The organism is Dryocola mayonis (assembly GCF_051307045.1).
Taxonomy (GTDB): Bacteria; Pseudomonadota; Gammaproteobacteria; order Enterobacterales; family Enterobacteriaceae; genus Dryocola.
Genome location: NZ_CP150452.1, coordinates 2,820,221 through 2,839,973 on the forward strand (window position 1 = coordinate 2,820,221; position 19,753 = coordinate 2,839,973).

The following is a 19,753-nucleotide window of genomic DNA, read 5'->3' on the forward strand; positions in this document are numbered from 1 at the left end:
TTCATGCCAGCGCCTCCTCATTGAGAAGATAAAGCGCATCCAGAAACGCCGGGCTAAAGCTGCCGGGACCACGACCGGCGGCAATCGCCTGCTCGCCGGCCAGTTTCATCAAGCGGCAGGCGGAAGCAACGTTATCCAGCCGGGAACCGGGCTGCGAACAGCAGGCGGCGACCACCGCGGAAAGCGCGCAGCCGGTGCCGACCACGCGCGTCATCAAAGCGCCCCCGCCGGCAATCGCCCATGAACTGCTGCCATCCGTCACGTAGTCAAGTTCGCCGGTGACGGCCACAACCGCGCCGGTTTGCTGCGCAAGCTGCCGCGCTGCCGGTAAGGCGCTTAATGCGTCGGCGGTGCTGTCCACACCTCGTCCACCCGCCACCACTCCCGCCAGCGCGAGGATTTCGGAAGCGTTGCCGCGAATGGCCGCGGGGCGCAAAGACAGAACGTCATGCGCGAATCGAGTGCGAAAAGTAAGGCCGCCGACGGCTACGGGATCGAGCACCCATGGAGTGGACGATTCATTTGCCGCATGAACAGCAGCAAGCATTGCACCGCCGTGCTGCGCGGTCAGCGTGCCGATATTAATCAGCAGCGCGTCGGCCAGCGGGCTAAACTGCGCGGCCTCTTCAGGCTCAATCACCATCGCCGGCGACGCGCCGAGGGCAAGCAGAACGTTGGCGGTGAAGTTTTGCACCACGTCGTTAGTCATACAGTGAACCAAGGGGGAAGAAAGGCGCAGGTTGCGCAGAACGGACGCGGCGCGATGGCCGGGTAACAGGTCAGGTTGCATTACGGGCTCCTGTCCGGCGTGAAGAAGGGATGCCGGACAGGCATCTGACTTCCCTACGCTGGCATTATCCAGATCAGGTGGTACGGGTATTTCTCAGCCTTCACAAGGAAGGGCACCCCGAGTCATGTAGTTTGAATCTCTTTACTTTTTGCCAGATTAGGGGAAGTCGCCTGCTGACGCAAGCCCGCCTTTCCGGTCAGCGGCGCCATCAGGATAAAGCAGATAAAAGAAGTTATTGATACTCTTTATCGTTCTCTTTTAATTCCTTGCCTGTTATTGGCCTGATAACCCAAGCGGATTTTTAATCCGTTAAGACCAGGCAACCATAAATGAAGCCGCCTGTAAGTTATATGATTTGAGGATTATTCCTGGAGAAATCTTTTCCCTTTAATTTAGTATCCGCTGAAATAACCCCAGCCAGCACAGTAAACATGACACGTCAACAATTAAACCACCAGGAACAATACATATTATTTAAATAAGTATCTTTCTTTATAAATCTCTTTCACATCCATATAACAAACCTAACGTTTTCAGGCGGGTTTATTGCTTCAGGGCGCTTTAGCCATTAATGCTAAAGGTTGATCCGGATCAATACTGGGAAGATTATTAAAAGTGATAGTAACGGCTCAAAATCAATATTCATTTGGTTTGCAAAAAGTATCTTTTTTAATCTTTCATAAATTATAAAAACCGTGTCGCCAGGCAGGATGACCACCTCCTTTATAAGTAATTAATACCCACTTTGGGGTATTAATTATAGAGGGTTATTTCGAATGAAATTAAGGATGAACTTTCATATGAAATTTATTAATTCAGGTTTATATGTATTCGGTTAACAGGTTTTAAAGCGAAACGTTTTATTGCGTTTAACCACAAAGTCCCTTAATTCATTGTGAGTTTTGAAAATGAAATCTCGTGTTACATCTATGGTTGCTATTGCTGTTTTATCTGCCGTGTCTTCTTTCGCCCATGCTGATGGCGTCAGCTTTATTGATAACCTGGTGGCGAATCACACTAGTTTTGCTGAGGCGCAAAAAGAGTGGGATCGCATGGATGAAGGCGAACGTAATCAGGCACGCCAGTATGAGGCGGAGATGGGTTATAAGTACACTATCGACCTGAGTAACCAAAACAATAATAACCAGGCTGCTGAAGATCTGAGCCATGAAAACCGTTTTGCACAAACCGGTACTAACCGCAACTGGACCTATTCAACCGGCGTGGCTACCCAACCCCAGGTAACACAAGGCGCTCAACAGGCCCCTTCGATGATGAAAACCGCTACTGTGGTGGACGATCAGCATGTTAATGCTCCGGCTCAGGTTGTGCAGAAAACCCCAATGACGCCTGTTATAGCCGTACCTGAAAAAATAACTAAAAATGATCCGACCGGTAAACCCATTATTGCCCCGGTGATGCCAGCGCAAAGCGTACCTGTGCCGGTAGCTAAAACCCCTGGCATAGACGCTACCCTGATGAAAGCTATTGAGCTCAACGCGCAACGTTCATTAATTGCGCCGCCTAAGCTTGCTCAGCCTGTGGCGGTTCCCAGCCTAAACGCAAGCGCTATGAAAGCTAACGAGCTGAATGCTCAACATAAAAACGCTGTAGATAAAGCACCTTCTGTCATCGCGAGCAGCTATCGTGCTGTTGTAATACAGAAGCAATCAGCGCTTGTTAAAGTAGCTAAGCCTGCGACGCTGGTTAAACAGACGCAGCCTGTTACCACTTACGCTAACAACGGCGTCTCTAATCAAGCTCGCGGGCGCCCGTCCTCGCCGCTTCTCATGCGGTAAGCAACATTGCCAGTCGCCAACAATCTTTTGAACAAAGCACCAACAGCCGCTTCTCTGATATTGAAAAACAGCAATCAGACGATCGTAAAGAATACCGTAGCGGGATTGCGGGCGTGGGCGCTATCGCTGGATTGCACTATGTGGAAAACACCGATAATAGCGTAGCCGTCGGCGCCGCTGATTTTAAAGATTCGCAAGGCTATGCGCTCGGTTATCGTCATAAGTTTGCAGATAACGCGGCCGCGACTATTTCTGCTGCTGATACATCTAATGGCGATGCTGTGGTTGCTGTTTCCGCAGCCGTAGGCTGGTAAACGCTTTTAATTCTGCTCCTGCAATTTATCCGGAAGCTTAATTCATCATTAACGTTAGAGACTTTAAATGAAAAAGTTTATTTGCGTAGCTGTAATTCTGTTAAGTGGCTGTACAACTCAAGCGGATAGATTAGCTAAATGTCAGAGTTTAGGCGTTAGCATTGATACCTGTTATGCGAAAGACATGGATCGCCAAACGGCAATGGAAACTGTTTACCAGAAACAAGCATTAAAAAATAGCGCTAAAGCATTGGATGAGGCAGAGCACAAACAACCTAATAATTAGGGTTTTTGCATAAAAAATTAACAACAGGAAATTCTGTTGCCGGTTATTTGAACGTGTCAGGCGTTTTCCCGCACAGAGCCGTTCTACTAATATTAGAAAGTTATCAGATTATAGAGGTGATGTTATGAAAAAATTATTCCTTGCCGTAGCTGTTTCTTCACTCATGGTGAGCAACGCTTTCGCTATTAGCCACTCTCATCGTGATGAGTTAGCTAAATCGGGCTGTACGCAGGTGCAGGAAGCCAACGGGCAATGTAACACTGCCGCCGCTACCGCTCCTCATAAAAATAAAACGATCGTCAAGCATTACGACGGAATGAAAATCGAATGGAAACAGAATGAAGGGGTGAAGGTTGACGGCAAGCCGGCTTCATTAGTTGAAAACGGCAGCGATGGCGCAACCTGGCAACAGGGCATCTATAAAATCATCACCTATAAAAATCAGAAAATAGCAGTGTTGGAAAATGACGTATTCAAAGGTTACGCAAAATAATTTTTTAGATTTCGTCTCTAAAAAAATAAAAGCTTAATCAACATATTTGCCTGGTTCAGACTTTCTGTCTGCCAAATCTGCTTAACCAGGGATGGTTTTGTTGCAGGAACAGGCCGATAACGGCCGCAGCCGGGCTGGACGCAGAATGACCAGCCTTAACGGCCTGCTTAACCGCTTCAATATTAAACGCTGCGGGATAATGCTTTCGCTCATGGCGCCGTTTCAGCCTTGTAAACGCCCCTTTGAAACCGCCGCATCGCGGTTTGTACATCTCCTTATGAGTAACCCTTCGCCAACACAAGCTGAGTCAGACAAAGAGAGCTATTTTTCCTGTAAATAACGGGTATCCTTAGCCGGTTGCTTTCAACTCGTTACTTTCGAATTCCTGGGTACCATCTGCTATGCAAAAAATGTTAAGAGTGCCGTTGTTACTGGCATTGTTGTCCTGTCTGATGTTTACACCGTTTGTGTCTCAGGCGGATGAAAGCACAGGGCAAACCGAGGTTGAAAAACCGGTAAAAGTTAACGCCAGCGCCGAGCTGCCGGCGCTGCAAAAACGACTGGACTCGTTAAAACAGCGCGTTTCCGCCGCGAAGGCCGACAAGCAGTTCACCACCCTGAACGACGACGCGCAGAAGCTCGTCAGCGATGCCGATAAGCTGGCCGTGGCGCTCGCCCCCCAGCTGACGCAGGTTCAGGCCCAGCTGGACGTCCTTGGCCCGGCGCCGGCCCCCGGCACGCTGACGGAAACCCCGCAGGTTATCAGCCAGCGTAAGCAGCTAAACAACAGCAAAACCCTTCTTACCACGCAAATTGAGCAAACCAGGGCTATCGCCGTTGGCGCGCAAAACCTGTCGGCACAAATCTCCGGCCTGCGCCGCGACGCGCTGAAAACGCAGATAGCCCTTAACACCGGCAGCATTCTGAGCGAGAAGTTCTGGACGCCGCTTCTTGACCCGAGTGATAAAGACGCCGGCCGCTTTAGCGACTTTGGTTCACAGGTTAGCGATGCCTGGAGCCAGGCATGGGATGAAGAATGGCGTTTCGGCACCGGCTTCTATCTGCTGCTCGCGCTTGGCATCGGCCTGTTCGGGCGCCGGGCGCTGGACATGCCGATTAACTGGATCCTGCCGCGCTGGCTGCCGCAGGGACGTTTCCGCCGCAGCTTCCTCGCCTGCTTCACCACCTTGAGCACCATGCTGACGCTGGGTATCAGCATGCAGCTGCTGTGCTATATTTTCACGCGCCTGCCGGACACCTCCGCGCAGGTGCTCGAGTTTGCCGAGCAGCTTGTCGAGCTGACCTATTTCTCGGCGATCATCGCCGGCCTGGGGATTGCGCTGTTGTCCAACCGCCATCCTTCCTGGCGTCTGCCGGGCATTGCCGATCCGCTGGCCAAAACGCTGGCCTCGTTCCCTATCCTGCTGGCGACCTTTATCTTTATTTTCGGCATCATCGAACAGCTTAACGCGCTGGTCGGTGCCAGCATCGACGCCACCCTGTTCGGTAACGGTTTGTCGGCGCTGCTGGTCGCCATTAACTGCCTCGTCGCCCCTATCCGCGTTAACCGCATGCGCCGTAAAATGCGCGCGGACGGCGTGCAAACCGAGGCGCGCTCGACGCTTGCCGGCATTATCCACCTTATTATCAGCCTGACGGCTTTCGTGATCCTGATGGCGCTGCTCATCGGCTACATTCCGCTGGCGCGTTTTGTGACCTTCGAGCTACTGTGGATTGGCCTGGTGGTGAGCTGCCTGTATCTGCTTATCCACTTCGTGGTGGATTTATGCGAAAGCGCGTTCTCCCCGACCACCCACAGCGGCAAAATCCTGAAAAGCACGCTGAGCGTTAACGATCGTCACCTGTCGCTCGCTTCCACCCTGTTATCCGCCGTGGGCAAAACCGCCCTGCTGCTGATGGCCGCCGTTGCGCTGCTTAACGGCACCTTCGGCACCACGACGCCGCTGGAACTGCTGAATAAAATTGTCGATATCTGGGGCGGTAAAGGGCTCGAAGGGATGAACATCATCCCGGCCCATGCGGTCAACGCCTTGCTGTGCCTGGCGATCGGCTGGTATATGCTGCGCTCCACGCGTCGCTGGCTGGATAACGATTTTCTGCCGAAAACTATGATGGACAGAGGCCTGCGCGCCTCGCTGGTCACCCTGTTTACCAACGTAGGCTATGTGCTTATCATCATGCTGACGCTCTCGATGCTGGGCATTGAGTGGAACAAGCTTGCGTGGATCGTCAGCGCCCTGTCGGTAGGTATCGGTTTTGGCCTGCAGGAGATTGTGAAGAACTTTATCTCCGGTCTTATTCTGCTCACCGAACGGCCGGTAAAAGTGGGCGATTTGGTCAGCATCAGCGGCGTCGAGGGCGATATTCGCCGCATCAACGTGCGCGCCACGGAAATTCAGCTCGGCGATAAATCCACGGTCATCGTACCGAATTCACAGCTTATTTCGCAGAACGTGCGCAACGCCACTATGGGCAACGCGCAGGGCGTGGCAACTATCACGCTGACCTTCCCGCTGGATATCGACCCCGAGCAGGTGCGCAATTTACTGCTTGAGGGCCCTATAACCTGCATGAATCTATTCTGGAAACCCCGGCGCCATCGGTGAGCTTTAAAGAGCTGGGACCAACCGGCATTGTGCTGAGCGTGACCGGCTATGTGAACAGCCCGCGCATGGTTAGCTCAACGCGCAGCGACCTGCTGTATGAAATCCTCAAGATGCTGCGCGAGGCGGATATCAGCCTTAGCCAGACGCAGACGATGATTATCGACCGGCCCGCAAACAGGCTGACAGCGAAAGAATAACGCCCCGGGTCACGGCAGATTACAGGCCGTGACCCGTTTTTTTCGAACATCACCGTTAAAAATGTAAAAAGCGCTTAAGGATGCCTGGAATACGCAAGCCCGCCACAACAAATATTATTACCCACGCATAACCTGCTTCCGTGATAAAAATGCTCAGCGCGACGCTGACCGCAGCAAGAAACCGTTAATTAAACTGGCGAAGCGGATATATTATCGGATTTTTATTTATAACTCGCCTTTGATTTTACAACCCTTTTTAAATTTATAGCAGCTTAACGCCGCCGACAGCTATGCCGCTTCGCTCGCGGTAATAAGGGTAAATAACTATACTTCGAGGGTAGCAAAATGCTACTTACCCTAGCGGAGTTTATGATGAAAAACATTATTTTGCAGGTTTCAAAAGATCAGCCGAAGACCCCGAAAAAAACGCCTAAAGATGATGACAAGAAACCTAAACAAAACCAGAAATGAGTTTTGATTAGCCGAATGAACGCAGGTTTTAGCTGGAGGTTTTTATGTCCGAACGTCCTGATTTCGTTGATCCGCTTCCTGATGATGAACCTGTTCCTCGCGTGCCTGACGATGAGGAACCTTTACCGGATGATTTCGATCCAGAAGACCCAGACGAGATTATTGAACCTGGCGATCCTGTAAGGCCATTATAGTTAATTTGATAAGCCGCAGGGATGAAATGCTCTTTAGGAATTAGATCAGTTCTCCGGCGGCTTTAAGTTTTAATTTTCCAGACGGTCCTTCACAGAATTTAAATTAAGGACTAGATTTTAATTTTACACATCCTTTTCCATCCTCACTTTCCAAGCTGAAAATAGGGAGATCTGTCATGATAGATCATCAAACTCCAGATAACAGAGATTATGACCTTGCCTATGCCAGGCATAATTACCTGCCGTTAAAACGTATTTCCTGGAGTGCTATTTTTGCCGGCGTAGTTACTTCTATGGTGGTTTATTTGCTGCTCGCTATTCTGGGGACGGCAATTGGCACAACGACAATCGATCCGTTAAAAGAACAAAACCCGCTGGACGGCATTGCAACAGGTGCCGCCATCTGGACCGGTTTAAGCATGTTAATTTCCATCGCGGCCGGGGCATATATCAGCGGACGCCTGGCGCATCGTGAAGGCGCCTTGCACGGCGTGCTGATGTTTGGCGTAAATACTCTGGTTTGTACCTGGTTCCTTATTTCACTGGCCAATAGCGCGCTAAGCGGCGCCGCAAATATTGCCGGCGCGGGCCTGCAAACCCTGGGCAGCGGAATTTCCGCAGTCGCGCCTTCGGTAACAAGAATGGCGAAAGATAAGCTTGACGAAAATAATATCAATCTCGATAGCCTGCAAAATGAGCTTGAAACCACCCTGCGGCAGACCGGCAAGCCGGAACTGCAGCCAGAAGCATTAAAAAACCAGGCGCAAAGCGAAGGCAACCAGGCGCAGAGTCAGCTAAATCAGGGAGGCGATATCGGCAGCTTTATTAAAGGCCTTGCCGCGAGGAATGACAGCACCTTCCAGGCGGGCCGACCGTGAGGCGTTAAAAAATATTATTATCGCCAGAACGGGTAAATCGGATGCCGAAGCCGAACAGATAGTCGATCAGACCGAGAAAAACTATCAGGCCGCACGGGCTAAATATGAAGAGCTGAAGAAAGAAGCCGAGCAAAAAGCGCGTGAAGCAGCAGATAAAGCCGCTGCGGCCACCGCAAAAGCGAGCTGGTTCTCCTTCTTCATGCTCATCATTGAGGCTGTTCTTGCCGGCGCGATGGGGATGTTTGGCCGCCGTTCACAGCCAGAGGTGGTGGTGACGACAGATCGTCCTTTATAAAAACATGCACAGAAACCTGATATAAAGCGGTTTCAAAGGGCGGGTGGCATATTGCTTACCCGCCCTGCTCTTTCACCGTCCGCACGCCGCTCCGCCGCAAAAGATTACTTCTTCTGAACCCGCGCAGTTAAGCCACGCAGGAAATAACGCAGGAACTGGTCGCCGCATTCGCGGAAATTCTTATGCTCCGGCGCACGCATCATGGCGGTAATTTCCGGCATGGAGACGCGGAACTCTTGTGAAGAGAGGATTTCCAGCACGTCGTCGCTTTTAAGGTCGAAGGCGATGCGCAGCTTTTTCAGGATGATGTTATTGGTCATCTTACGTTCGGTTTTCGGCGCCGGTTTGCTTTCGTCTTTGCCACGGCGGAAATAGATCAGGCCGTTTAAGAAGTTTGCCATCAGGATATCCGGGCAGAGCTTGAATTTATCCTCATCTTCCTTTTTGGTCCAGGTGACGATTTGCTCCGTGGTCACTGCGGTATCGGTCAGGGCGAATATTTTCACCATGTCATCGTTGTTCAGGTTCAGCATGTAGCGCACGCTGCGTAATACGTCGTTGTTCATCATGGTGGATATCTCTCGTTCAAACTCTCGAAAAGCGGGCAGTATATCGGGATGCCGCCGTAATGAAATAAAAACTACACCGCTTTTAGCCCCAATGCCTCTTTCAGGGATTTTAGCGGGTGAAAACCGCAAGGAGTCTTCGTGATAATTCGTTGCTGGAACGAAAGCGATCGTCCCTTTTTAAGAACGCTGTATCTGCATGCCCGGCGCGAAGCCTGGCCGTGGCTGGACGGCAGTAGCTGGCGGCTGGAGGATTTCGACGAGGCGACCAAAGATGAACAAATCTGGGTAGCCGAAGAGGACGGGCACCGGCTGGGTTTTGCCGCAGTCCAGGTGAACAATAACTTCCTGCATAACCTGTTTGTCGCGCCGGAATACGCCGGACGGGGCGTCGGCCATGCCCTGCTGGAAAAAGTGCAGGCGGAATTTAGCAGCACGGGCGCGCTGAAATGCCTGGTGAAGAATCTGCACGCGCAGAAGTTTTACCAGCGGCACGGCTGGCGGATTGAAGCGCGCGGCGAAGGGCCGGACGGAGAATATTTCCTGATGCACTTTTTGGTTTGAGCGCGGAGGGAGCTTTGCCGCCGGGCGCTCAATGGATAAGGCGGATAAGCGCAAGCGCCATCCGCCAAAGGAGGATTACACGGCTCTGAAAGCGATATCCGCAGGAATGACCTCACCCTGCCAGTAAAGCTGCGCCGCTACGCGCCCTGCGAGCTGGCGATAAATGGCGGTGAACTCGCTGTCCGGCCGGTTGATTACCGTCGGCTTTCCGGCGTCCAGGTCTTCACGCAGCGTGATATGCAGCGGCATCTGCCCCAGCAGGGCGACGTGATACTGCTCCGCCAGCTTCTGCGCGCCGCCGGTGCCGAAAATCGGCTCGTGATGGCCGCAGTTGCTACAGATGTGCATGCTCATATTCTCAACGATGCCCAGCACCGGCACCTCGACTTTTTCGAACATCACAATGCCTTTACGGGCGTCGATGAGCGCGATGTCCTGCGGCGTGGTAACCACCACCGCTCCCGTTACCGGAATATTTTGCGCAAGGGTCAGCTGAATGTCGCCGGTGCCCGGCGGCATATCTATCACCAGATAATCCAGCTCCGGCCACATGGTTTCCTGCAGCATCTGCATCAGCGCCTTGCTCGCCATCGGGCCCGCGCCACACCATGGCGTTTTCATCGGTAACCAGATAGCCGATGGAGTTGGTCGCAAGGCCGTGCGCGGAGATTGGCGTCATGTGCGTGCCGTCCGGCGAAGTCGGACGTTCGTGCTCGGCGCCGAGCATGGTGGGAATGGACGGGCCGTAGATATCCGCATCCAGAATGCCCACTTTCGCCCCTTCGGCCGCCAGCGCCAGCGCCAGGTTAACCGCGGTGCTCGACTTCCCTACCCCGCCTTTACCCGAGCTCACGGCGATAATGTTTTTTACGCCGTTGATGCCCGGATGGTTTTTCACGCGCTTTAAGGTGGCGATGCTGTGGCTGAGTTTCCAGTCCACGGCCTTCGCGCCGGTGATACGCAATAAATCCGAGCTGCACTGTTCCTGCAGCGCTTCAAAGCCGCTTCGCCACACGAACGGCATCAGCAGCTCCACGTGCAGCGTGTCGTCGAGCATGGCGACATGGTGCAGGGCTTTAAGCGCGGTGAGGTTGTGCTTTAAGGTTGGGTGCTGAAAATTGGCCAGCGTCCCGGCGACCATAGCGCGTAGCTGCTCCGGGGACTTACTTGCCTGGGATAGAGAGCTCATCCCGACTCCTTATGTTTTTTATCGTACATTGCAGTGTGCTAAGCATACCAGAAGGCGTAAGGGGCGATAAAATTTCCTTGTGCGCCTTGTGTGGTTTACCGCAGGGCGGGCTTTCGGTTAACATCAAAGCCCTTTTCTCTATCGAAGATGCAATTCCTACTATGGCTCATGTCGCGAAAAAAATATTGGTAACGTGCGCACTTCCGTACGCTAACGGCTCAATCCACCTCGGTCACATGCTGGAGCACATTCAGGCTGACGTCTGGGTCCGTTACCAACGAATGCGCGGCAACACGGTCAACTTCATCTGCGCGGACGACGCCCACGGCACCCCTATCATGCTGAAAGCACAGCAGTTAGGCATTACCCCTGAGCAGATGATCGGCGAGATGAGCCAGGAGCATCAGACTGATTTTGCCGGCTTTAACATCAGCTACGACAACTATCACTCCACGCACAGCGACGAAAACCGCGAGCTGTCGGAGCTTATCTACGGCCGCCTGAAAGAGAACGGCTTTATTAAAAACCGCACCATCTCCCAGCTTTACGATCCGGAAAAAGGCATGTTCCTGCCGGACCGCTTCGTGAAAGGCACCTGCCCGAAATGTAAATCCCCGGATCAGTACGGCGATAACTGCGAAGTGTGCGGCGCGACCTACAGCCCGACCGAGCTTATCGACCCGAAATCCGTAGTGTCCGGCGCGACGCCTGAAATGCGTGATTCCGAACACTTCTTCTTCGACCTGCCGTCGTTTAGCGAAATGCTGCAGGCCTGGACCCGCTCCGGCGCCCTGCAGGAGCAGGTGGCGAACAAAATGCAGGAGTGGTTCGAGCACGGTCTGCAACAGTGGGATATCTCCCGCGATGCGCCGTACTTCGGCTTTGAAATCCCGAACGCGCCGGGCAAATACTTCTACGTCTGGCTGGACGCGCCGATCGGCTATATGGGCTCGTTCAAAAACCTCTGCGACAGGCGCGGCGATACGGAAAGCTTCAACGAATACTGGAAAAAAGACTCCACCGCCGAGCTGTACCACTTCATCGGCAAAGATATCGTCTACTTCCACAGCCTGTTCTGGCCGGCGATGCTGGAAGGCAGCGGCTTCCGCAAGCCGACCAACCTGTTCGTGCACGGCTACGTGACGGTAAACGGCGCGAAGATGTCCAAATCTCGCGGCACCTTCATTAAGGCCAGCACCTGGCTGAACCACTTTGACGCCGACAGCCTGCGCTATTACTACGCCGCGAAGCTCTCTTCGCGCATCGACGACATCGACCTGAATCTGGAAGACTTCGTGCAGCGCGTAAACAGCGACATCGTCAACAAAGTGGTAAACCTGGCCTCCCGCAACGCGGGCTTTATCGCTAAACGCTTCGACGGCCAGCTTTCCGCGGAAATCGCCGATCCGGCGCTGTACAAAACCTTTACCGATGCCGCAGCAGGCATCGGCGAGGCCTGGGAAAGCCGCGAGTTTGGCCGCGCGGTGCGCGAAATCATGGCGCTGGCCGACGTGGCGAACCGCTACGTTGACGAGCAGGCGCCGTGGGTTGTGGCAAAACAGGAAGGCCGCGACGCCGAGCTGCAGTCCATCTGCACCATGGGCATCAACATGTTCCGCGTGCTGATGACCTGGCTGAAGCCGGTGCTGCCGACGCTTGCCGAACGCGCCGAAGCCTTCCTCAATACCGAGCTGAGCTGGGATGCTATCCAGCAGCCGCTGCTTAGCCATCAGGTCAATAACTTTAAGGCGCTGTATAACCGCGTCGATTTGAAGCAGGTTGAAGCGCTGGTCGAAGCCTCTAAAGAAGAGGTTAAAGCCGCAGCCGCTCCGGCGACCGGCCCGCTGGCGGACGATCCTATTGGCGAAACCATCGCTTTTGATGACTTCGCCAAAGTAGATCTGCGCATCGCGCTGATCGAAAAAGCGGAGTTTGTCGAAGGTTCCGACAAGCTGCTGCGCCTGACGCTGGATCTCGGCGGCGAGAAGCGCAACGTGTTCTCCGGCATCCGCTCCGCCTACCCGGACCCGCAGAAGCTGGAAGGCCGCCTGACGGTAATGGTGGCAAACCTTGCGCCGCGCAAAATGCGCTTCGGCATTTCTGAAGGCATGGTGATGGCCGCAGGCCCGGGCGGGAAAGACATCTTCCTGCTAAGCCCGGACAGCGGCGCGCAGCCGGGAATGGCCGTTAAGTAACAAAAAAGACCCCGGCAAGCCGGGGTCTTTTTTTACACGTCGGATGGCGCATTCGCAATGCTCAAACGTCCGTCTGGTTCCCTACCCGCTTATCGCGCAGGAACACAAACATCAGCCCCAGCCACAGCGCGCCGCCCAGCAGGTTAAACAGGCTGAACAGGCCGCTGCCGCCGTGCAGATAAGCATGTTTGCTCACCTCGATGCCTACGGTGAAAATCAGCATCTGCAGCATCCCCATCGCCGCCGACACCGTCCCTTTGCTCATTTCGCTTGCGAACAGGGTCAGACGCACCAGCCCGGCGTTGGCAAGACCGATGCCAAAGGCGTACAGGCTCAGGCCCGCGGTCATCCACAGATAGGCATGCGACGAAACCACGGTTGCCGCCGCCGCAACCAACAGCCCCGGCATAATCCACCAGCCGCCAAGAATAATCAGCGAGCGGATGCTGCGCCGCGAGGTTAAGCGGGCCAGCACGAGGTTGCCGAGAATAAGCGCGCCGAAGACCGGCACCTGCAGCAGGCCGTATTCGTAGGCGCTGAGCTTCTCGCCGCTGATGATAATCACCGGCGACTGGGCGATCCACGCCAGCAGCGGCAGGCTGACAAAGCCTGTCGCCAGCGAGCCCGCCACAAAACGGACGTTTTTCAGCACCAGCTTATAGTCATGGCCGAGATGTTTTAACGAAAGCTTCTCGCCCAGCCGCGTCGCCGTTTCCGGCATGGCTTTATGCAGGCCAAAGAAGGAGATGGCCGCCAGCACCGCGAAGAGGATAAACATCGTTTCCCACGGCGCGTAATGCACCCAGGCCGCGCCCACCAAAGGCCCGAGCAGCGGCGCGATCAGCGCTACGTTGGCCATCAGCGCGGTGATTTTAATGCACACCGCCTCCTCGAACGATTCCTGGATCGCCGCATACCCCACCGCGCCGATAAAGCACAGGCTGATGCCCTGCAAAAAGCGCAGGAAGGTGAACTGCTCGATATTCTGCGCCAGCAGCGTGGCAAGGCAGGTGAGGATAAACCACACCACGCCGGTCAGCATTACCGGACGGCGGCCGATGCGGTCGGAGAGCGGCCCTAACAGCCACTGTAAAAACATCCCGCCCGCCAGGTAGGCCGTCATTGAGGTCGGCACCCACTCGATGCCGGCGTTGTACTGCTCGACGACCGCCAGCATGCCCGGCTGGATCATATCGTTGCCGATATAGGTTGAAAATTCATACAGCACCAGGCACAGCGGGAACAGCAGCGCCTGGCGACCAAGTCGTTTGTTATTTTGCATGAGTTACTCAAGAGATATGACTTGAAGAAAAGAAAATCACGCGCAGTTTAATAAATTGCCCGCGCCGTAGATAGTGAATTATGGCTGACGCGGGCGGATAGAGCCCAACCGGCGTGTTGTTTAAGGTTTTCTTAATATCGCCTGCGTATGCTGCATTTTTCCTCTTTAAAAATATTGCTATGGCTGCCCAGGACAATCCCCGCTTAGCGGTTAGCGATGCGGTAATTAAGACAAACCCGCTTTACCGCCTGCCGACGCGCTTTTACCTTTATCAGTTACTCAGCCTGACGGTGCTTGCGGCCGTGTTTAGCTGGCTGTCGCGCAACGAAGGCCTGGACAGGCTGATTACCGGCTACTGGTATGACGCAGCAAGCCATAGTTTTCCGTTGCAGAAGAATCATCTGCTGGATCTGCTTAACCATCGGCTGCTGAAGGACATGGTGATTGCCGGCGGCGCGCTCGGCCTGCTTTATGGGCTGATTCGCCGTCAGCCGCGCCTGGTAACGGTCGCCGTGCTGTTTGGGCTGGGCGCCCTGACGGTGGGCATCCTGAAGGCGACCAGCCACCACTCCTGCCCGTGGGATCTGCTGGAGTACGGCGGCAAAGCGGTTTCTTACCCGCTGTTCGGCCAGGCGCCGGCGGACAGCGGCCCCGGACGCTGCTTCCCGGGCGGTCACGCTTCGAGCGGCTTTGCCGTTATGGCGCTGTTCTTTTTGTTCTACCGCGAGCGTCCGGCCCTCGCATGGTGCTGCCTGGCAGGCGGCATAGCGCTCGGGCTCGCTATGGGCTACGGCCAGGTGATGCGCGGCGCGCACTTTTTCAGCCACAACCTGTGGGCAGGTTGGTGGGTATGGTTAACGCAGTTAGTGGGGTACGGCATCGTCTCCACCTGGATAGTTAAGGAACCAAAAACGGTATGATGGAACAACTCAACCAGACGCTCTTTTTGCTGATTAACGCCACCCCGGCCTCGCCGGAATGGATAATCAGAATGGCCATTTTTATCGCCAGGGATCTTATCAACATCGTGCCGCTGCTGATTGTGGTTCTCTGGCTGTGGGGCCAGCGTCAACAGATCGCCGCCCAGCGCGAAACGGTGATTAAAACCGCGGTGGCCATCGTTATCAGCGTCTCCCTGTCATGGATTATCGGGCATCTGTTCCCGCACGATCGCCCGTTTGTTGAGGGTATCGGCTACAACTTCCTGCACCACGCCCCGGATGACTCTTATCCGAGCGACCACGGCACGGTTATCTTCACCTGCGCGCTGGCTTTCGGCTTCTGGCATCGCCTGTGGTCCGGCGTGGTGCTGTTTACCCTCGCCTGCGCGATCGCCTGGTCGCGGGTGTATCTGGGCGTCCACTGGCCGCTGGATATGCTGGGCGGCCTGCTGGTGGGCCTGTGTTCGTGCGGGCTGGCGCAAATGGTATGGAACCTCTGGGGGGCGCAGATTTATAAGCGCCTGCACCAGGCGCACCGCTTCTGCTTCGCGCTGTTTATTCGTAAGGGCTGGGTGCGTGACTAAGCGTTTTGGCGCAGGTAATATGCGTTAACTTATTCATTCCCCTCGTTCTGACTCCCGCCCCTTTGGGCGGGAGAATATGAATGTGCAGAAGGCATTATGGAAACCCGGCGCGACGAACGCATCAATCGCCTGATTCAGGCGTTAAAACGCAGCGATAAAATTCACCTGAAGGACGCAGCCGCCCTGCTGGGCGTGTCGGAAATGACCATCCGCCGCGATCTGAATAGCGAATCCGCGCCCGTTATGCTGCTGGGCGGCTATGTGGTGCTCGAGCCGCGCAGCTCAACCGCCAGCCACTATTTACTGAGCGACCAGAAGACCCGCCAGATTGAAGAAAAACGCCGGGCCGCGCGGCTGGCGGCGGCGACGATCCGCCCGCATCAGACGGTGTTTTTTGATTGCGGCACCACTACGCCGTACATCATTGAAGCGCTGGATGACGAGCTGACGTTCACCGGCGTTTGCTATTCCCTGAATACCTTTCTCGCCCTGCAGGACAAACCCAACTGCCGCGTTATTTTAAGCGGCGGCGAATTTCACGCCAGCAATGCGATTTTCAAGCCGATTAACTTTCAGGAATGTTTGCGCAATCTGTGCCCGGATATCGCCTTTTTCTCGGCGGCGGGCCTGCACACGCGTCACGGCGCGACCTGTTTTAACCTTGATGAGCTGCCGGTAAAACACTGGGCGCTTTCAATGTCGCAGCTGTGCGTGCTGGTGGTGGATAGCAGTAAGTTCGGCAAGGTGCGGCCGGCCTGCATGGGGCCGCTGTCGTCGTTTCACAGCATTATCAGCAATGAAAAACCCGCCGCGGAGTTTGTGGATTACGCCGCGGCGCAGAACGTCAAGCTGATTTGGTAATCAGGAGAACCAGCTGCCGAACCAGCTGTGGAATTTCATCAGCACGAAGTCCCACATCCGGCTGAAGAAGCCGCCCTCTTCCACGGCCTCCATCACCATCAGCGGACGCTGTTCGATGGATTTGCCGTTGAGCTGGAAGTCGATGTTGCCCACCACCTGGCCTTTTTTCAGCGGAGCGGTGAGCTGCGGCTCGTTCAGCGTGAAGCTTGCCTTCAGGTTTTTCAGCTGGCCGCGCGGGATAGTGACCGAGCCACCTTCGCCGGCGCCAAGTTTCACCTCGTTACTGTCCCCGAACCATACGCGCTGCGTCACGAAAGTGGCGTCCGGCTTGATTGGCGTTACGGTTTCATAGAAGCGAAAACCCCAGGTCAGCAGCTTTTCGCTTTCGTTAAAGCGAATGCGGTCGGTTTTGGTGCCGAGAACCACGGAAATCAGGCGCATATCGCCCTGGGTGGCGGAGGCGACCAGGTTATAGCCCGCCCCGGCCGTCGTGCCGGTTTTCATGCCGTCTACGTTAAGGTTTGAGCTCCACAGCAGGCGGTTGCGGTTTGGCTGCTTGATTTTGTTGAAGGTGAACTCTTTTTCTTTGTGAATGGCGTACTCTTCCGGCACATCGTGAATCAGCGCCCTGCCGAGCAGCGCCATATCGCGCGCGGTGCTGAACTGCCCCGGCGCGTCCAGGCCGTGTACCGTTTTAAAGGTGGTGCTGGTGAGGTTGAGTTTTTGCGCGTAGTTGTTCATCAGGCTAACAAAGGAGTCCTGGCTGCCGGCCACGTAATCGGCGATGGCGATGCTGGCGTCGTTGCCCGACTGGATAATCACCCCTTTGTTCAGGTCCTCCACCGAAACTAAATCTCCAGGCTTGAGGAACATCAGCGAGGAGCCACGCAGCACCGGGTTGCCGGTTGCCCATGCATCCTTGCCGATGGTGACCATATCGGTAAGGTGGATTTTTTCCGCTTTCAGCGCCTGCCCGACCACGTAGCTGGTCATTAATTTGGTCAGGCTTGCCGGATCGAGCTTTTCGTCGGCGTTGCCTTCCGCCAGCACTTTGCCGCTGGCGTAATCCATTAAAATCCAGGCTCTGGCGTCAATCTGCGGCGCGTTTGCCGTTGTTTGTTCAGCCGCGACAGCCGGAGCCGCCAGCAGCAGAAGGGTCGAACCTGCAAGCAGGGCCCGTAACGACGCAGGGATTAGCAAACTCTTCATAAAACCACCCGAGTATCCATTCAAAAAAGTCACGACGCGCGCCGTCACTTCGCATTTCAAGTTGTAAGTAAGCTAGCGTGCGAATTCACTTAAAGAAATATAGTGTTGGTAAAGTTTGTTAAGTTTATTCGAAATTTGCCCCGCCTGCCGCCGTCTGGCTTATTTTTTTATGGCCTGGCGGGGTAAAAGGTGTTTTCTTAAACCACCGACATACCGACCATAACGCGCACGCATCTATCAGGAGCAAATATGATAACCGTTTGGGGCAGAGAGAATTCGACCAATGTGAAGAAGGTTCTGTGGTGTCTGGAAGAGCTGGGCCAGCAGTACCTTTCCATTCCGGCCGGCGGGAAGTTTGGTAAAACGCACGATGCCGACTACCTGGCGATGAACCCCAACGCGCTGGTGCCCTGTATTCACGATGAGGCGACAAACCTGACGCTGTGGGAGTCCAATACCATAGTGCGTTACCTGGCGGCCCAATACGGCCAGGATTCGCTGTGGACCAGCGATCCCGCAACGCGCGCATACGGCGAGAAATGGATGGACTGGGCGGCATCGACCCTGGTGATTCCGTACCGCGGCGTCTTTATGGGCCTTGTGCGCACCGCCCCGGAACAGCGCGACCAGAAGCTCATTGCGGAAAGCATTGCGCAGTGCGACGCGTTGTTTAGCATTCTGGACGCCGAACTGGCGAAGCAGACGTGGTTTGACGGCACAGAGTTTGGGCCTGCGGATATCGCGCTGGGGCCATCTGTTTATGCGCTGCTAAATCTTGACGTGAAATGGGGCGCGCACGTTCATCTGCGGCGCTGGTATCAGCAGCTGACCCAGCGCCCGGCGTTCCGCAAAGTGGTGATGATTCCGTTAAGCTGACGGGCTGAGCTTCAGCAACTGCCCGTCAGACTCGTCGGTCAGGACGTAAACATAACCGTCCGGGCCGACGCGCACGTCACGAATGCGCTGTTTACGATCGCCCAGTAAACGCTGCTGGCCGGTCACCTTGTCGCCGCTGAGGGTCAGCTCAATCAGGTTTTTCTCCTTGAGCGCGCCGATAAACAGCTTCCCCTTCCACTGCGGGAATTTATCCGCGCTGTAGAACGCCATGCCGCTCACCGCCGGAGAAACCTTCCAGTAATAGTTCGGCTGCTCGGTGCCGGCGACGATTTCGCCTTTCGCTTCCGGAATCGGCAGCCCGCTGTAGTTAATCCCCCAGGTCGCAAGAGGCCAGCCGTAGTTTTTGCCCGCCTGCACGATATTAATTTCGTCGCCGCCGCGCGGGCCGTGCTCGTTCAGCCACAGCGCGCCGCCGGCAGGATTGATTGCCAGCCCCTGCGGATTACGGTGTCCGTAAGACCAGATTTCAGGTCGCGCGCCCTGCCTGCCGGCAAACGGATTATCCGTGGGAACCGTGCCGTCTTCGTTAAGACGCACCACTTTTCCCTGCAGCTTGTCGAGATCCTGCGCCGTAGGCCGCTGGTTATTCTCCCCGAGCGCTATAAACAGATGTCCTTTTCCGTCAAACACCATGCGCCCGCCAAAGTGGTTGCCGGTGGAGAGCTTTGGCTGCTGGCGAAAGACGACTTTAAAATTCTCCAGGCGTTCGAAATTGCTGCTCAGCGTACCGTAGCCCACGGCGGTCCCCGCTTTGTCATTATCCCCGGCTTCGGCATAGCTGAGCCATACCCTGCGGCTGCTGGCGAAATCCGGCGCCAGCACCACGTCGAACAGCCCGCCCTGGCCATGCGCCCAAACCTCCGGCACGCCGACGATGGGATCGCCAGGCCCGGCGTCCGGCTGCCAGCGGCGCAGCTGTCCATCGCGCAGGGTAATCAGCATGCCTTTATTGTCCGGCAAAAACGCCAGCGACCAGGGGTGATCGAGTTTGCTTTGCAGCACCTCGACTTTCACCTCAGCGGCCTGAACCACGGCCGCAGAGAAGGTTAAGGCGGCGATAATAAGTAAGCGGGATAAAGGCCTGGACATAAGCGTCTCCTTTTTCTGTTTACAGAATAAGG

At 54.9% G+C, this 19,753-nt stretch carries 16 protein-coding genes, 3 pseudogenes and 1 riboswitch; of the genes and pseudogenes, 13 read left to right on the top strand and 6 right to left on the bottom strand.

Going from position 1 to position 19,753, the window contains the following annotated elements; genetic code table 11:
• Position 1: 1 nt before the first annotated feature.
• The gene (gene thiM, locus WLO32_RS13640) at positions 2-790 is read right to left on the bottom strand and encodes a hydroxyethylthiazole kinase (RefSeq protein WP_435945606.1); all 789 of its coding nucleotides are present in this window, start codon (positions 788-790) and stop codon (positions 2-4) included.
• Positions 791-823: 33 nt separating this feature from the next.
• A riboswitch (TPP riboswitch) is annotated at positions 824-920 on the bottom strand.
• A 778-nt stretch (positions 921-1,698) separates the two neighbouring features.
• On the opposite strand from thiM, the gene WLO32_RS13645 reads away from it, so the two are divergent.
• The 7 genes and pseudogenes from WLO32_RS13645 (at position 1,699) to WLO32_RS13675 (ending at position 8,344) form a co-directional block, all read left to right on the top strand.
• On the top strand, positions 1,699-2,589 hold the full coding sequence (locus tag WLO32_RS13645; protein WP_435945607.1) for a hypothetical protein: 891 nt from the start codon (positions 1,699-1,701) through the stop codon (positions 2,587-2,589).
• A 140-nt stretch (positions 2,590-2,729) separates the two neighbouring features.
• Positions 2,730-2,903 (top strand): YadA-like family protein, encoded by a 174-nt coding sequence (locus WLO32_RS13650; protein ID WP_435945608.1) that lies wholly within the window; start codon positions 2,730-2,732, stop codon positions 2,901-2,903.
• A gap of 67 nt (positions 2,904-2,970) precedes the next feature.
• Positions 2,971-3,189, top strand: a complete 219-nt coding sequence (locus WLO32_RS13655; protein WP_435945609.1) for a hypothetical protein — start codon at positions 2,971-2,973, stop codon at positions 3,187-3,189.
• A gap of 124 nt (positions 3,190-3,313) precedes the next feature.
• Complete coding sequence (locus WLO32_RS13660; protein WP_435945610.1) at positions 3,314-3,682, top strand: hypothetical protein; 369 nt, start codon at positions 3,314-3,316, stop codon at positions 3,680-3,682.
• 401 nt (positions 3,683-4,083) lie between these two features.
• Positions 4,084-6,506 (top strand): annotated as a pseudogene (locus tag WLO32_RS13665) (DUF3772 domain-containing protein).
• A gap of 515 nt (positions 6,507-7,021) precedes the next feature.
• Positions 7,022-7,171, top strand: coding sequence for a hypothetical protein (locus WLO32_RS13670; RefSeq protein ID WP_183042615.1), 150 nt, complete (start codon positions 7,022-7,024; stop codon positions 7,169-7,171).
• A gap of 176 nt (positions 7,172-7,347) precedes the next feature.
• A pseudogene (locus tag WLO32_RS13675) lies at positions 7,348-8,344 on the top strand (hypothetical protein).
• Positions 8,345-8,448: 104 nt separating this feature from the next.
• Here WLO32_RS13675 and WLO32_RS13680 read toward each other — a convergent pair.
• Entirely contained in the window at positions 8,449-8,913 is a 465-nt protein-coding gene (locus WLO32_RS13680) for a DUF1456 family protein (protein WP_435945611.1), read from the bottom strand.
• A 138-nt stretch (positions 8,914-9,051) separates the two neighbouring features.
• Here WLO32_RS13680 and WLO32_RS13685 point away from each other — a divergent pair, with 138 nt between their 5' ends.
• Entirely contained in the window at positions 9,052-9,474 is a 423-nt protein-coding gene (locus tag WLO32_RS13685) for a GNAT family N-acetyltransferase (protein WP_435945612.1), read from the top strand.
• Positions 9,475-9,549: 75 nt separating this feature from the next.
• Here the strand turns inward: WLO32_RS13685 and apbC are convergent.
• Positions 9,550-10,663: pseudogene (gene apbC / locus WLO32_RS13690) on the bottom strand (iron-sulfur cluster carrier protein ApbC).
• A 161-nt stretch (positions 10,664-10,824) separates the two neighbouring features.
• Between apbC and metG the strand changes: the two are divergent.
• Positions 10,825-12,858, top strand: coding sequence for a methionine--tRNA ligase (gene metG, locus WLO32_RS13695; RefSeq protein WP_435945613.1), 2,034 nt, complete (start codon positions 10,825-10,827; stop codon positions 12,856-12,858).
• Positions 12,859-12,919: 61 nt separating this feature from the next.
• Here the strand turns inward: metG and WLO32_RS13700 are convergent, their stop codons facing one another.
• The gene (locus WLO32_RS13700) at positions 12,920-14,140 is read right to left on the bottom strand and encodes an MFS transporter (RefSeq protein ID WP_435945614.1); all 1,221 of its coding nucleotides are present in this window, start codon (positions 14,138-14,140) and stop codon (positions 12,920-12,922) included.
• Between the two features lie 179 nt (positions 14,141-14,319).
• On the opposite strand from WLO32_RS13700, the gene WLO32_RS13705 reads away from it, so the two are divergent.
• The 3 genes from WLO32_RS13705 to deoR all read left to right on the top strand — a co-directional run bounded on the left by WLO32_RS13705 (position 14,320) and on the right by deoR (position 16,526).
• Complete coding sequence (locus tag WLO32_RS13705; protein WP_435945615.1) at positions 14,320-15,060, top strand: phosphatase PAP2 family protein; 741 nt, start codon at positions 14,320-14,322, stop codon at positions 15,058-15,060.
• Complete coding sequence (gene ybjG / locus WLO32_RS13710; RefSeq protein WP_435945616.1) at positions 15,057-15,665, top strand: undecaprenyl-diphosphate phosphatase; 609 nt, start codon at positions 15,057-15,059, stop codon at positions 15,663-15,665. Before WLO32_RS13705 ends, ybjG begins: the two co-directional genes overlap by 4 nt.
• 96 nt (positions 15,666-15,761) lie before the next feature.
• Positions 15,762-16,526, top strand: coding sequence for a DNA-binding transcriptional repressor DeoR (deoR, locus tag WLO32_RS13715; RefSeq protein ID WP_435945617.1), 765 nt, complete (start codon positions 15,762-15,764; stop codon positions 16,524-16,526).
• Here deoR and dacC read toward each other — a convergent pair whose 3' ends face one another.
• Entirely contained in the window at positions 16,527-17,735 is a 1,209-nt protein-coding gene (gene dacC / locus WLO32_RS13720; protein ID WP_435945618.1) for a serine-type D-Ala-D-Ala carboxypeptidase, read from the bottom strand.
• A gap of 249 nt (positions 17,736-17,984) precedes the next feature.
• On the opposite strand from dacC, the gene WLO32_RS13725 reads away from it, so the two are divergent.
• Positions 17,985-18,611, top strand: a complete 627-nt coding sequence (locus WLO32_RS13725; protein ID WP_435945619.1) for a glutathione S-transferase family protein — start codon at positions 17,985-17,987, stop codon at positions 18,609-18,611.
• On the opposite strand, the gene WLO32_RS13730 is transcribed toward WLO32_RS13725, so the two are convergent.
• Positions 18,603-19,721: a PQQ-dependent sugar dehydrogenase gene (locus WLO32_RS13730; RefSeq protein ID WP_435945620.1), complete on the bottom strand. Its 1,119-nt coding sequence runs from the start codon at positions 19,719-19,721 to the stop codon at positions 18,603-18,605. The two genes, WLO32_RS13725 and WLO32_RS13730, sit on opposite strands and share 9 nt — an antisense overlap.
• Between the last annotated feature and the right edge of the window lie 32 nt (positions 19,722-19,753).

Excerpts from the sequence above, each read along its gene's own strand:
- thiM (WP_435945606.1), bottom strand. The coding sequence starts at position 790 with ATGCAACCTGACCTGTTACCCGGCCATCGCGCCGCGTCCGTTCTGCGC.
- WLO32_RS13670 (WP_183042615.1), top strand. The coding sequence starts at position 7,022 with ATGTCCGAACGTCCTGATTTCGTTGATCCGCTTCCTGATGATGAACCT.
- WLO32_RS13680 (WP_435945611.1), bottom strand. The coding sequence starts at position 8,913 with ATGATGAACAACGACGTATTACGCAGCGTGCGCTACATGCTGAACCTG.
- WLO32_RS13700 (WP_435945614.1), bottom strand. The coding sequence starts at position 14,140 with ATGCAAAATAACAAACGACTTGGTCGCCAGGCGCTGCTGTTCCCGCTG.
- WLO32_RS13725 (WP_435945619.1), top strand. The coding sequence starts at position 17,985 with ATGATAACCGTTTGGGGCAGAGAGAATTCGACCAATGTGAAGAAGGTT.
- WLO32_RS13645 (WP_435945607.1), top strand. The coding sequence starts at position 1,699 with ATGAAATCTCGTGTTACATCTATGGTTGCTATTGCTGTTTTATCTGCC.
- WLO32_RS13660 (WP_435945610.1), top strand. The coding sequence starts at position 3,314 with ATGAAAAAATTATTCCTTGCCGTAGCTGTTTCTTCACTCATGGTGAGC.
- dacC (WP_435945618.1), bottom strand. The coding sequence starts at position 17,735 with ATGAAGAGTTTGCTAATCCCTGCGTCGTTACGGGCCCTGCTTGCAGGT.
- metG (WP_435945613.1), top strand. The coding sequence starts at position 10,825 with ATGGCTCATGTCGCGAAAAAAATATTGGTAACGTGCGCACTTCCGTAC.
- WLO32_RS13655 (WP_435945609.1), top strand. The coding sequence starts at position 2,971 with ATGAAAAAGTTTATTTGCGTAGCTGTAATTCTGTTAAGTGGCTGTACA.
- WLO32_RS13730 (WP_435945620.1), bottom strand. The coding sequence starts at position 19,721 with ATGTCCAGGCCTTTATCCCGCTTACTTATTATCGCCGCCTTAACCTTC.
- WLO32_RS13705 (WP_435945615.1), top strand. The coding sequence starts at position 14,320 with ATGGCTGCCCAGGACAATCCCCGCTTAGCGGTTAGCGATGCGGTAATT.
- ybjG (WP_435945616.1), top strand. The coding sequence starts at position 15,057 with ATGATGGAACAACTCAACCAGACGCTCTTTTTGCTGATTAACGCCACC.
- deoR (WP_435945617.1), top strand. The coding sequence starts at position 15,762 with ATGGAAACCCGGCGCGACGAACGCATCAATCGCCTGATTCAGGCGTTA.